Below are 11,994 nucleotides of genomic sequence, written 5' to 3' on the forward strand. Positions count from 1 at the left end.
GGCGCAGTCTGCCCTAGTCGCGCTCGACGTCGCCAGACGAGCCGTCCGGTCCAGTCCGGTCCTCGAGCTCGGTCGCGAGCCGGGCGAGCAGCGCGTCGACGTCGGACATCCGGTAGCCGCGCAGCGCCAGCGGGAACCGCACGGTGCGCAGGTCGCGGGCCTCGAGGGGACGGTCGGTGGGCACGTCGAGGTCGGGGCGGTCGTCGTACGCCGGTGCCATCGAGCCGCCGCGCCCCGACGCCACCATCGCGATCGCGCCCATGGCCAGCACGATCAGCACGGCGAAGAGCCACGTCATCGGTGCACCCCCCTCGTCCTCGTCGTCGCCGTGCTCGCGCCGGTCACTCGGGCCGCTCGGGCGCCGGCGAGGGGAACCGGTGCTCGCGGGCGGCGACCATCAGCGCGACCGCCTCGTCGACGTCGTCGGTGAGCACCATCATGTCGAGGTCGTCGGCGTTGATCTTGCCGTCGGCGAGCGCCGTGTCCCGCAGCCAGCCGAGCAGGCCCTCCCAGTAGGACGTCCCGATGAGCACAATGGGGAACGACGTGACCTTGCGCGTCTGCACCAGCGTGAGGGCCTCGAACAGCTCGTCGAGCGTGCCCAGCCCGCCGGGCAGGACGATGAAGCCCTGCGAGTACTTCACGAACATGGTCTTGCGGGCGAAGAAGTAGCGGAAGTTGATGCCGCGGTCGACCCACTGGTTGAGGCCCGACTCGAAGGGCAGCTCGATGCCGAGCCCGACGCTCACGCCGCCGACCTCGCTCGCGCCCTTGTTGGCGCCCTCCATCGTGCCCGGGCCGCCTCCGGTGATCACCGCGAAGCCGGCCTGGGCCAGCTTGCGGCCGGCCTCCTCGGCGATGGCGTAGTGCGGGTGGTCGGCCGGCGTGCGCGCCGACCCGAAGACCGCGATGGCCGGACCGAGCTCGGCCAGCGCACCGAAGCCCTCGACGAACTCCGCCTGGATCCGCAGGACGCGCCACGGGTCGGTGTGCACCCAGTCGGTCGGCCCGCGCGAGTCCAGCAGGCGCTGGTCGGTCGTGCTGCCGCCCTCGTCGACCTGTCCCCGGCGCTGCAGGATCGGCCCCTTCATGTGGTCGGTCGCGCGGTCGGTCATGCCAGCCACTCCTTCAGGGTGCGTTCGCAGCGCTCGAGGTGCTCGGTCGGGACGTGCTCGTCCTGCTTGTGGGCGTACATCGGGTCGCCGGGGCCGAAGTTCACCGCCGGGATGCCGAGCTTGGTGAACTGCGCGACGTCGGTCCAGCCGAACTTGGGTGCCGCCTCGCCGCCGACGGCCTCGACGAACGCCTTGGCGGCGGGCCGGTCGAGCCCGGGCATCGCGCCGGCGGCCATGTCGGTCACCGTGACGTCGTAGCCGTCGAAGAAGTCGCGGACGAACGCCTCGGCGTCCTCCTCGCTGCGGTCGGGCGCGAAGCGGAAGTTGACCTCGACGACGCACTCGTCCGGGATGACGTTGCCGGCGACGCCGCCGCGGATGCCGGTGGCGTTGAGGCCCTCGTGGTAGGCGAGGCCGTCGATCTCGGGCTCGCGGGCGACGTACTCGTTGAGCCGCGCGAGGACCGGGGCGGCGAGGTGGATGGCGTTGACGCCACGCCAGCTGCGCGCGCTGTGGGAGCGCTCGCCCGTCGTGCGCACGTCGGCGCGCATCGTGCCCTGGCAGCCGGCCTCGATGGAGGCGTTGCTCGGCTCCATCAGGATCGCGAAGTCGGCCTGCACGAGGTCGGGGTCGCTGACGGTGAGCTTGCGCAGCCCGTTGTGGACCGAGTCGACCTCCTCGGCCTCGTAGAAGATGAAGGTGAGGTCGCGGTTGGGCTCGGTGACGTCGGCGGCGAGCTTGAGCATCACCGCGTCGCCGCCCTTCATGTCGCAGCTGCCGAGGCCGTGCAGGACGCCGTCCTCGAGGCGGGAGGGCAGGTTGTCGTTGAGCGGGACCGTGTCGAGGTGCCCGGCGATGACCACCCGCTCCCCCAGCCCGAGCTCGGTGCGCGCGACCACGGTGTGGCCGCGACGGGTGACGGTGAGGTGCGGCAGGGAGCGCAGCGCCGTCTCGACGGCGTCGGCGATCTCCTGCTCGTCGTGGCTGACGGACTCGATGTCGACCAGCTGCTGGGTCAGGGCGACGACGTCGGCGGAGAGGTCGAGGTGTGGCATGGCCCCGATTCAACCAGTCCGCCGACTGCTCAGGCCCTCGCCACCTCGACCGCCAGCTCCGCCGCGTCGGCGTACGACACCTCCGTCGCCAGCGTCTCCTCGGCGATCAGCGCCTCGTGGGTGCGGGCCGCGGCCAGCGTGGCCTCGGGCGCGGCGAGGGTGAGCACGATCCGGTCGCTGACCTGCAGGCCGGCGTCCTTGCGGGCCTGCTGGACCGCACGGACCAGGTCGCGGGCCGTGCCCTCGGCCTCGAGCTCGGGCGTCACGGCCGTGTCGAGGACGACGAACCCGCCGCGCGGCAGCATCCCGATCGCGCTGTGGTCGCCGGAGGTCCCGGCGACGGTCTCGAGGGTGTACTCCCCCTCGACCAGCGGGAGCCCGCCAGCGGTGACGGTGCCGTCGTCGGCCACCGACCAGTCGCCGGACTTGGCGCCCCTGATGGCGAGCTGCACGTCCTTGCCGAGGCGCGGGCCCGCGGCGCGGGCGTTGACCGTGAGCCGCTCGGAGACGCCGTACGACGCCGCCTCGGGCGCGTCGGGCGCGAGCACCTCGACCGCCTTGAGGTTGAGCTCGTCGGCGACGAGCGACGTGAACTGCGCCAGGTGGCCCTCGGCGACCACCGTCAGCCGCGACAGCGGCAGGCGGTTGCGGAGGTTGGCCGCCTTGCGCAGCGCCGAGCCGGCCGAGCAGACGTCGCGGACGGTGTCCATCGACGCCACGAGCTCCTCGTCGAGGGGCAGGACGTCGGCGGACGGCCAGTCGGTGAGGTGCACCGAGCGCTCGCCGGTCAGGCCGCGCCACACCTCCTCGGTCGTCAGCGGCAGCAGCGGAGCGGTGAGGCGGCAGACCACCTCGAGCACCGTGTAGAGGGTGTCGAACGCGTCGGCGTCCTCGTCCCAGAACCGCTCGCGCGAGCGCCGGATGTACCAGTTGGTCAGCACGTCGAGGAAGGTGCGCGTCGAGTCGCAGGCGGCCGCCACCTCGTAGTTGTCGAGCTGGTCGGTCATCGTGGCGACGTGGTCGCGCAGCTTGGCCAGGATGTAGCGGTCCATCGGGTGCGAGCTGTCGGCCCGCCACGTGGCGTCGTGTCCCGTGCCGTCGGCGGCCGCGTTGGCGTACAGGCTGAAGAAGGACCAGCTGTTCCACAGCGGGATCAGCACCTGCCGCACCGAGTCGCGGATGCCCTGCTCGGTGACCACGAGGTTGCCGCCGCGCAGGATCGGGCTGGACATGAGGAACCAGCGCATCGCGTCGGCGCCGTCGCGGTCGAAGACCTCGCGCACGTCGGGGTAGTTGCGCAGCGACTTCGACATCTTCTGGCCGTCGTTGCCGAGCACGATGCCGTGGCTCAGGCACGTGGAGAACGCCGGGCGGTCGAAGATCGCGCCCGCCAGGACGTGCATCGTGTAGAACCAGCCGCGGGTCTGGCCGATGTACTCGACGATGAAGTCGCCGGGGAAGTGGTCGTCGAACCAGTCCTTGTTCTCGAACGGGTAGTGCACCTGCGCGAAGCTCATCGATCCCGAGTCGAACCAGACGTCGAGGACGTCGGTGACGCGGCGCATCGTGCTCCGGCCGGTGGGGTCGTCCGGGTTCGGGCGCGTCAGGTCGTCGACAAACGGCCGGTGCAGGTCGGGGTTGCCGTCGCCGTCGACCGGCAGCCGGCCGAAGTCGCGCTCGATCTCCTCGAACGACCCGTAGACGTCGAGGCGCGGGTAGTGCTCGTCGTCGGACTTCCACACCGGCACCGGGCTGCCCCAGAAGCGGTTGCGGGTGATCGACCAGTCGCGGGCGTTCTCCAGCCACTTGCCGAACTGGCCGTCCTTGATGTGGTCGGGGACCCAGCGGATCTCCTGGTTGAGCGCCATCAGGCGCTCCTTGACCTTGGTCACCTCGACGAACCACGACGAGACGCCCTTGTAGATCAGGGGCTGCCGGCAGCGCCAGCAGTGGGGGTAGGAGTGGTCGTAGGTCTCGCGGCGCACCAGGACGGTGCCGGGCGTGACCGAGCCGGCCTGCTCCCCCTTCGTCGCGGCCTTGAGGTGGTCGATGATCTGCAGGTTGGCGTCGAAGACCTGCATGCCCTCGTAGTCGACGACGGGGAAGGTGAAGCGACCGTCCTTGCCGACCGGCATGACCGCCTCGATGCCCTCGCGGTCGGTGACGACCTTGTCGTCCTCACCGAAGGCGCCGGCGGTGTGCACCAGCCCGGTGCCGTCGGTGGTGGTGACGAACTCGGCGGGCACGAGGCGGAAGGCGCGCTCGTGGGCGGCGTAGTAGGAGAACGGCGGGGTGTACTCCAGGCCGACGAGGTCGGCGCCCGTCCCCCGCCAGGTCACGGTGGGCTCGTCGCCCAGCTCACGGGCGTACGACGCCACGCGGGCCTCGGCGAGCAGGTAGCGCTCGGGGCTGCCGGTGGGGCCCGACGACTCGACGACGACGTAGTCGATGTCCTCGCCGACCATCACCGCGAGGTTGGAGGGCAGCGTCCACGGCGTGGTCGTCCAGACGAGCACCTTGACGCCCGCGAAGGGGCCCTCGGTGGTGACGTCGTAGCCCACGGTCACGGCGGGGTCCTGGCGGACCTGGTAGACGTCGTCGTCCATCCGCAGCTCGTGGTTGGACAGCGGGGTCTCGTCCTGCCAGCAGTAGGGCAGCACCCGGAAGCCCTCGTAGACCAGGCCCTTCTCGTGCAGCTGCTTGAAGGCCCACATCACCGACTCCATGAACTCCGGGTTCATGGTGCGGTAGTCGTTGTCGAAGTCGACCCAGCGCGCCTGGCGGGTGACGTAGTCGCGCCACTCCCCGGTGTACTTCAGCACGCTCTGGCGGCACGCCTCGTTGAACTTCTCGATGCCCAGCTCGACGATCTCGTCGGTGGTCTTGATGCCGTTGAGGCGCATCGCCTCCAGCTCCGCGGGCAGGCCGTGGGTGTCCCACCCGAAGCGACGCTCGACCCGCTGCCCGCGCATCGTGCGGTAGCGCGGGACGAGGTCCTTGACGTAGCCGGTCAGCAGGTGGCCGTAGTGCGGCAGGCCGTTGGCGAAGGGCGGGCCGTCGTAGAAGACGAACTCGTTGCCGCCGTCCTCGCCGGCCTCGCGCTGCTCGACGCTCGCGCGGAAGGTGTCGTCGGCCTCCCAGTAGGCCAGCACGGCCTCCTCGATCGAGGGGAAGCGCGGGCTGCTGGGGACGCTCGTGGCGTCCGTGTGCGAGACCTTCGGGTAGGCCATGGGGGCTGCTCCTCGCGGTGCGTCGTTCGACTCGGGATCATCTCCACGAGGACGATCTGCTGACCGCGGTACCACCTCGCTTGCCGCCCGGGGACCGGGCGACCGCTTCGTTCGGCTGTGTCGGGCCGTACCCGTCGGGTTCTAGTGAGGTGGCGGCCGGATCGCCGTACCCGTTCTTCCCGAGGCTCGCCGCTGATGACGGCTCAGACGCCTGGTGCGATCGTACGGCGCGGGCGTCGGGCCGCGCCAATCCGTTGTCCGGCCCTCGGTAGTCCAGTGGCGAGCCGTCGTCCCCTGGGTAGTCCAGTGGTAAGCCGTCCGGTCAGGTAGTCCAGTGGCGAGCGGTCGTCAGAGGCGCCCCGCGGGAACGTCGCGACACTGGACTACCCCGACGTGCGGGCCGAGGCCGGCGTCACCCTGCGCCGTGCGGCGTCAGGCGGCCCGGCGGTAGTCGAGGTAGCGCTGCCTCTGCGCCTCGTCGAGGGCGCGGCGTCGGACGACCGTGTCCGTAGGGGTCCACCACGCCGGCGCATCGATCGTCCAGCCGCGTACGGCGGTGCTGGCGCGAGCCCGGTCCGCCGCGGCCCGCAGCCGGGCGACGAACCCGTCGACGTCGGCCCAGTCGCTGGCGACCATGGCGACTGTCTCGAGGCCCAGGTCGCGGAACGCCGCATCCTTGCGGATGTCGCTCGCCGCGCCGGCCAGGCTCAGGTGGGCGCTGCCGTGGTACTGCCCGACCAGGCCCAGCTCCGGACCGAGGAGGTCCGGCGTGCCCACGTGGCGTCCGTCCAGGGTGAAGACGGGGACGTTGCACCTCGGCCGGGGCAGGCCGGCGCGCTTCGTCCACACGCCCCGCATCCGGGTCTCCTGTGGAGACCACGAGTTCTCCTCGCCCTCGGCCACGGCGTCGCGCGCCTGCTGGACCCCGGTGACCGGCCCGAGCGCGGCGACGTACGCCGCCACCTGCGCGAGGCTGACGAGGTCCGAGTAGCAGGCCATGTCGAGAGCGACCACGGCGTCACCGAGCGTGGGGGCGTACCGCATCTCGAAGACCAGGGACCGCAGTGCCCGGGTGACCGGGAGCCCGTCCTGGATCACGACCTCGGACGGCGAGACGAACTCCTGGCTGACGCCGAAGCCGGCCTGGGCCAGCGGGTGCCTTCTGGCAGCGAGCGGCACGTCGCGCGCAACCACTCCGTCCGCCGAACCGGTGAACCACGCGCCGCCGAGCCAGTTCAGGGCGGCCCAGCCCGTGACTGCCTCGCCCTCGCGGAGGACGACGCTCGCCTCGACCATCCGCTGCCGCGGAGTCGGGTCGACGTGGGCAGGCACGAAGAACCCACGGCTCGTCGTACGCCATCGCGGTCCGCGGGCCTCACCGGGAGTCGGACCCTCCTCCCCACGTGGATCGTGACGCACGGGCAGCACCAACCCGGGCCGGTCGGGGTGGAAGGGCGGAGGCACGAACATGGCTCGATGTTTCCGTCGCTCGACGCCCCGCGCCCGATATCCACAGGGCGATCTCGGCCGGGCCCGGCGGCGGTCCTCGCGACAGGTACTCCTGGGTGTCGCCCCTGCCGGGGTAGTCCAGTGGCGAACCGCTGCCATAGGCGTCCAGCGGCAGCACGTCGCCACTGGACTACCCCGGCGGCCAGCACGTCGCCCCTGGACTACCCCGGCGGTCCGCACGTCGCCACTGGACTACCCCGGCGGCAGCATGTCGCCACTGGACTACCCAGGCGGGCAGCACGTCACCCGTGGACTACCCGATGGCCGGCACCGCGAAGTCAAAGAAACTTGACATCTCCCGGTCGTCACGAGAGCCTGGCGCTGTCAAAGAAGTCAGACACCATCACCACCTGGAGGACGCCATGCCCCTCACCAACCACGCCGGCCAGAGCACCGGCCCGGGCACCACGGCACGCTGGGTGATCGCGGGTGTCGCCGGCCTGGTGGCGGCCGGGGCTGTCGGAGCCGTGGCGGCCGCCGTGCGTGACGACGCCCCCGACACCGTCACGTTCGCGGTCTTCGCGGCCCTCACCCTGCCGTTCGTCGCCGCGCTGGTGGCGATCCTGCTCGACCGCACCGAGCACCCCGAGCAGGACGAGGACTCCATCGAGTCGCAGTGGACGACGCGGGCGAGCAGCGGCGCCTTCTACGACACGATCATTGCGATGGGCCTCGCGACGTTCGCCGCCTCGGTCCTCGACACCGCGTCGCTGCCGCTGTGGCTCTTCGTGGTGCTGGGCCTGGCCGACATGTCGGTCCGCCTGGTGCTGCTGCAGCGTCGGGAGGGCTGATGGACAACCGGCTGCGGGTGCTGCGGGAGGGCGCCGGGCTCTCGCAGGCCGAGTGCGCCCACGCGCTCGGGGTGTCACGGCAGACGGTCATCTCGATCGAGAAGGGGCACTTCGACCCCCGACTGTCGCTCGCCTTCCGGATCAGCCGCCTCTTCGCCGTCCCGGTCGACGAGGTCTTCGTGCCGGACGGCGACCTCGTGGCGCCGGACGGTGACTGACCGCGGGAACCCGTTTGCGCGGGCTCGTCGCCCACGGTTGGCTGCTCCCATGGCGCACCCCGGATACGACGGCATGTGGCTCCCGACCGACCAGGACCCGCGGATGCAGATGGGTCCGACGCGCGGTGAGCGCGAGTGCCTCGTCGGCTACCTCGAGTTCTACCGGCAGACGCTGGCCCTCAAGTGCGACGGGCTCGACGCGGAGCAGCTCGCCACGAGGGCCGTGCCGCCGTCCAACATCTCGCTGCTCGGCCTGGTGCGGCACATGGCCCGGGTGGAGCAGAGCTGGTTCAGGCGGGTGATCGAGGCCCGGATGGACATCCCGCGCCTCTTCCAGGACGAGGCCGAGGACGCCGGCTTCACCTTCCCCGAGGCCGACGACGAGCTGGTGCGCGTGAGCCACGCGCTGTGGCAGTCGGAGATCGCCTACGCGCGCGAGGTGCTGGAGCGCACCGACCTCGCCACCGTCGTGGACGTGCACGGGGAGCCCACCGAGGTGCGCGACATCGTCGTCCACATGATCGAGGAGTACGCCCGCCACTGCGGGCACGCCGACCTGGTGCGCGAGTGCATCGACGGCCGCGCCGGCCAGTAGGGCGCCGCACCTGACGTCCCACGGTGGGGCGGCCTCCGTACGCTTGCCCGCGTGACTGCTGCTTCCGGCTACGGCCTGCTGACCCTCCACGGCGACACCGTCCTCGACGCGTGGTTCCCCTCCCCCGTGCTGGGTGCGACCGAGGGCGAGCCGTCCGCGGAGCTCGCGCACCTCGACGGCGGCGAGGACGACATGCGCGGCGTGACCCGTCAGGTCCGGTTGGTCGAGATCGCCGACCTCGACGCGGCGCCCGCGTCCACGGAGGACGTCTGGCTGCGCCTGCACCTGCTGTCGCACCGCCTCGTGCGCCCGCACGGGATGAGCATGGACGGTGTCTTCGGCCTGCTGACCAACGTCGTGTGGACCAGCGCCGGTCCCTGCGCGGTCGAGGGCTTCGAGCAGGTCCGCGCCCGGCTCCGCACCGTGGTGCCCGGGCACGTCGTGCAGGTCTTCGGCATCGACAAGTTCCCGCGGATGACCGACTACGTCGTCCCCGGCGGCGTCCGCATCGCCGACGCCGACCGCGTCCGCCTCGGCGCCCACCTCGCCGAGGGCACGACCGTCATGCACGAGGGCTTCGTGAACTACAACGCCGGCACGCTCGGCGCCTCGATGGTCGAGGGCCGCATCTCCGCCGGTGTCGTCGTCGGCGAGGGCTCGGACGTCGGTGGCGGCGCGTCGATCATGGGCACGCTGTCCGGTGGCGGCAAGGAGGTCATCTCCGTGGGCGAGCGCTGCCTGATCGGCGCCAACGCGGGCATCGGCATCTCCTTGGGCGACGACTGCGTGGTCGAGGCCGGCTGCTACGTCACCGCCGGCACCAAGGTGACCGTCAGCGACATGGACGGCAAGCCGCAGGTCGTGAAGGCGGCCACCCTCTCGGGCGTCGACAACATCCTGTTCCGCCGCAACTCGGTCAGCGGCGCCATCGAGGCCGTGCCGTGGAAGGGCGAGGGCATCGCCCTCAACGCGGCGCTGCACGCCAACTAGCCGTGCCCTCCCTGCGCACGGCGGCCGTCGGCACCGTGGTGGCCCTCGGCGCCGTCGCCGCTGCCGTGGTGCTCGTCGACCGCAGCGGCGTGGACACGCCCTTCGACTCCAGCGGGTGCACCGCCGAGGTGGACGGCCACACCGTGGAGGTCGACCTCGAGCAGGCCGAGAACGCCGCCCTCATCACGGCGATCTCGGTCCAGCGCGGCATGCCCGCCCGGGCCGCGAGCATCGCGCTGGCGACGGCCTACCAGGAGTCGAAGCTCTACAACATCGACTACGGCGACCGCGACTCCGTCGGCTTGTTCCAGCAGCGTCCGTCGCAGGGCTGGGGCAGCGTGGCGCAGCTGACCGACCCGGTCTACGCCACCAACGCCTTCTACGACGCGCTCGCGCAGGTCGAGGGCTACGAGGGCATGCAGATCACGGCCGCCGCCCAGGAGGTGCAGCGCTCGGCCTACCCCGACGCGTACGCCGACCACGAGCAGGACGGCCGCGCCCTCGCCTCGGCCCTCACCGGCAACTCGCCGCGGGCGATGTGGTGCGACGTGCCGGGCGACGCCGAGGAGGCCACCGACGAGCTCGACGAGACGGGGCTGGTGCCCCGCGCGGCCGCCGTACGCCGCGACCTGGAGGCGCGCTTCGGCACCCTGTCGCTCGGCGGCTTCGAGCCCGGCGGGGTGTCGAGCGGGCACATGGAGGGCTCCGCGCACTACGAAGGGCGCGCCGTCGACGTCTTCCACCGCCCGGTGACCGCGGAGAACCGCAAGCGGGGCTGGGCGATGGCGACCTACCTCGTGGCCAACGCCCACCGGCTCGACGTGCGCACCATCATCTTCGACGACCGGATCTGGCAGGCGAACCGCTCGGACGACGGCTGGCGCGACTACCGGGTCCCGTCGTCATCGGGCGGCGACCGGGCGATCCTCGAGCACCGCGACCACGTCCACGTCGACGTCTTCGACTGAGGGCTCGGCGCTCCGACCTCAGGCCGTGAGCCGGGCGGCCGCGGCCGCCACGCGCTCGTCGGTGGCGGTGAAGGCGACGCGGACGTGCCGGCGACCGGCCGCTCCGTAGAACTCCCCGGGCGCGACCAGGACGCCCTTCCCGGCCAGGTCGGCGACCGTGCTCCAGCAGTCCTCGTCGCGGGTCGCCCACAGGTAGAGCGACGCCTCGGAGTGGTCGATGCGCAAGCCCGCGGACCGCAGCGCGTCCTTGAGCACCAGGCGCCGGGCGGCGTAGCGGGCGTGCTGCTCCGCCACGTGCTCGTCGTCGTCGAGCGCCGCGGCCATCGCCCGCTGCTGCGGGCCGGGCATCTGCAGGCCGAGGTTCTTGCGGACCGCGAGCAGCTCGCCCACCAGGGCCGGGTCGCCGGCGACGAAGGCGCAGCGGTAGCCGGCGAGGTTGGACCGCTTCGACAGCGAGTGGACGGCGAGGATCCCGTCGAGCGAGCCGCCGTTGACCTGCGGGTCGAGGAGCGACAGCGGCTGGTCGCCCTCCCACGCGCACTCGATGTAGCACTCGTCGGAGACCAGCACGGTGCCGCGCTCGCGGCACCACTCCACGACCTTGCGCAGGTGCTCGAGCGGCAGGACGCGGCCGGACGGGTTGGCCGGGCTGTTGATCCACAGCAGCCGCGGCGTGCGCGGCCCGAACGCGGTCAGCGAGTCGGTGGCGAGGCTGTCGGCACCGGCCAGCGCCGCGCCCACTTCGTACGTCGGGTAGGCCAGCGCGGGGTAGCCGACGAGGTCGCCGGCGCCGATGCCGAGCTGGACCGCCATCGAGGCGATGAGCTCCTTGGACCCGGTGACCGGCAGCACGCCGTCGAGGCCGAGCCCGGTGACGCCGTGGCGTCGCGACAGCCAGTCCACCGCCGCCCGGCGCGTCGCCTCGAGGCCGATCGTCGTCGGGTAGCCCGGCGAGTCAGCGGCCGCCCGCAGCGCTGCCTGCACCACCTCGGGCGTGGGGTCGACCGGCGTGCCGACGGACAGGTCGCACACCCCGTCGGGGTGCGCGCGAGCCGTGGAGGCGTGCGCCGTGAGCTTGTCCCAGGGGAAGTCCGGGAGCCGGCCGGAGACCGGCCCCCTCGCCTGGGACGGGATCACTCGTCGTGCTCCTGCGGGGGCAGCGCGGCGACGAGCTCGTGGTCCTTGTCGATGACGCCCATCTTGGCGGCACCGCCGGGCGAGCCGAGGTCGTCGAAGAAGTGGACGTTGGCGTCGTAGTAGCCCTTCCACTCCTCCGGGGTGTCGTCCTCGTAGAAGATGGCCTCGACCGGGCACACGGGCTCGCAGGCGCCGCAGTCGACGCACTCGTCGGGGTGGATGTAGAGCATCCGCTTGCCCTCGTAGATGCAGTCGACGGGGCACTCATCGACGCACGCGCGGTCCTTGAGGTCGACGCACGGCTGGGCGATGACGTAGGTCACCAGGTCCTCCTGAAGACGGCTGGGCACGGATGGGGAGCGTGTCGCTCCACTCTAGTATCCGGT

12 protein-coding genes are annotated in these 11,994 nt (G+C 71.8%); 5 read left to right on the forward strand and 7 right to left on the reverse strand.

Translation table 11 applies throughout. From position 1 onward, the window contains the following. Nucleotides 1-13: 13 nt before the first annotated feature. The 5 genes from SHK17_RS15840 to SHK17_RS15860 form a co-directional block, all read right to left on the reverse strand. The gene (locus SHK17_RS15840; protein WP_172265680.1) at nt 14-298 is read right to left on the reverse strand and encodes a DivIVA domain-containing protein; all 285 of its coding nucleotides are present in this window, start codon (nt 296-298) and stop codon (nt 14-16) included. 43 nt (nt 299-341) lie between these two features. After that, on the reverse strand, nt 342-1,115 hold the full coding sequence (locus SHK17_RS15845; protein WP_172265683.1) for an LOG family protein: 774 nt from the start codon (nt 1,113-1,115) through the stop codon (nt 342-344). Continuing rightward, complete coding sequence (dapE, locus tag SHK17_RS15850; protein WP_322919901.1) at nt 1,112-2,170, reverse strand: succinyl-diaminopimelate desuccinylase; 1,059 nt, start codon at nt 2,168-2,170, stop codon at nt 1,112-1,114. The genes SHK17_RS15845 and dapE overlap by 4 nt, the downstream gene beginning before the upstream one ends. Nucleotides 2,171-2,199: 29 nt before the next feature. Further along, a complete protein-coding gene (gene ileS / locus SHK17_RS15855) occupies nt 2,200-5,400 on the reverse strand; it encodes an isoleucine--tRNA ligase (protein ID WP_322919903.1) in 3,201 nt (1,066 codons plus the stop codon). Between the two features lie 432 nt (nt 5,401-5,832). After that, nucleotides 5,833-6,732, reverse strand: coding sequence for a hypothetical protein (locus tag SHK17_RS15860; protein ID WP_322919905.1), 900 nt, complete (start codon nt 6,730-6,732; stop codon nt 5,833-5,835). A 539-nt stretch (nt 6,733-7,271) separates the two neighbouring features. On the opposite strand from SHK17_RS15860, the gene SHK17_RS15865 reads away from it, so the two are divergent. The 5 genes from SHK17_RS15865 to SHK17_RS15885 are packed head-to-tail and all read left to right on the forward strand — an operon-like array spanning nt 7,272 to nt 10,471. Next, nucleotides 7,272-7,700, forward strand: coding sequence for a hypothetical protein (locus SHK17_RS15865; RefSeq protein ID WP_322919906.1), 429 nt, complete (start codon nt 7,272-7,274; stop codon nt 7,698-7,700). After that, on the forward strand, nt 7,700-7,918 hold the full coding sequence (locus tag SHK17_RS15870) for a helix-turn-helix transcriptional regulator (protein WP_172265698.1): 219 nt from the start codon (nt 7,700-7,702) through the stop codon (nt 7,916-7,918). The genes SHK17_RS15865 and SHK17_RS15870 overlap by 1 nt, the downstream gene beginning before the upstream one ends. Before the next feature lie 49 nt (nt 7,919-7,967). Further along, nucleotides 7,968-8,513 carry a DinB family protein gene (locus tag SHK17_RS15875; protein WP_322919908.1) on the forward strand — a complete coding sequence of 182 codons (546 nt, stop codon included), beginning with the start codon at nt 7,968-7,970 and terminating at the stop codon, nt 8,511-8,513. 51 nt (nt 8,514-8,564) lie between these two features. After that, complete coding sequence (gene dapD / locus SHK17_RS15880) at nt 8,565-9,503, forward strand: 2,3,4,5-tetrahydropyridine-2,6-dicarboxylate N-succinyltransferase (RefSeq protein ID WP_322919909.1); 939 nt, start codon at nt 8,565-8,567, stop codon at nt 9,501-9,503. Between the two features lie 2 nt (nt 9,504-9,505). Beyond that, nucleotides 9,506-10,471: a hypothetical protein gene (locus SHK17_RS15885; protein WP_322919911.1), complete on the forward strand. Its 966-nt coding sequence runs from the start codon at nt 9,506-9,508 to the stop codon at nt 10,469-10,471. 18 nt (nt 10,472-10,489) lie between these two features. Here the strand turns inward: SHK17_RS15885 and dapC are convergent, their stop codons facing one another. Together dapC and fdxA are read right to left on the reverse strand one after the other, a co-directional pair. Further along, nucleotides 10,490-11,608, reverse strand: coding sequence for a succinyldiaminopimelate transaminase (gene dapC, locus SHK17_RS15890; RefSeq protein WP_322919913.1), 1,119 nt, complete (start codon nt 11,606-11,608; stop codon nt 10,490-10,492). Beyond that, nucleotides 11,605-11,931 carry a ferredoxin gene (gene fdxA, locus SHK17_RS15895; protein ID WP_056604759.1) on the reverse strand — a complete coding sequence of 109 codons (327 nt, stop codon included), beginning with the start codon at nt 11,929-11,931 and terminating at the stop codon, nt 11,605-11,607. Before fdxA ends, dapC begins: the two co-directional genes overlap by 4 nt. Nucleotides 11,932-11,994: the final 63 nt, after the last annotated feature.

Origin of the sequence: Nocardioides renjunii (genome assembly GCF_034661175.1) — a bacterium.
GTDB classification, from domain to species: domain Bacteria; phylum Actinomycetota; class Actinomycetes; order Propionibacteriales; family Nocardioidaceae; genus Nocardioides; species Nocardioides renjunii.

Bases quoted from the DNA above. Each gene is read 5' to 3' on its own strand.
- SHK17_RS15840 (WP_172265680.1), bottom strand. From the start codon at position 298: ATGACGTGGCTCTTCGCCGTGCTGATCGTGCTGGCCATGGGCGCGATC.
- SHK17_RS15845 (WP_172265683.1), bottom strand. From the start codon at position 1,115: ATGACCGACCGCGCGACCGACCACATGAAGGGGCCGATCCTGCAGCGC.
- dapE (WP_322919901.1), bottom strand. From the start codon at position 2,170: ATGCCACACCTCGACCTCTCCGCCGACGTCGTCGCCCTGACCCAGCAG.
- ileS (WP_322919903.1), bottom strand. From the start codon at position 5,400: ATGGCCTACCCGAAGGTCTCGCACACGGACGCCACGAGCGTCCCCAGC.
- SHK17_RS15865 (WP_322919906.1), top strand. From the start codon at position 7,272: ATGCCCCTCACCAACCACGCCGGCCAGAGCACCGGCCCGGGCACCACG.
- SHK17_RS15870 (WP_172265698.1), top strand. From the start codon at position 7,700: ATGGACAACCGGCTGCGGGTGCTGCGGGAGGGCGCCGGGCTCTCGCAG.
- SHK17_RS15875 (WP_322919908.1), top strand. From the start codon at position 7,968: ATGGCGCACCCCGGATACGACGGCATGTGGCTCCCGACCGACCAGGAC.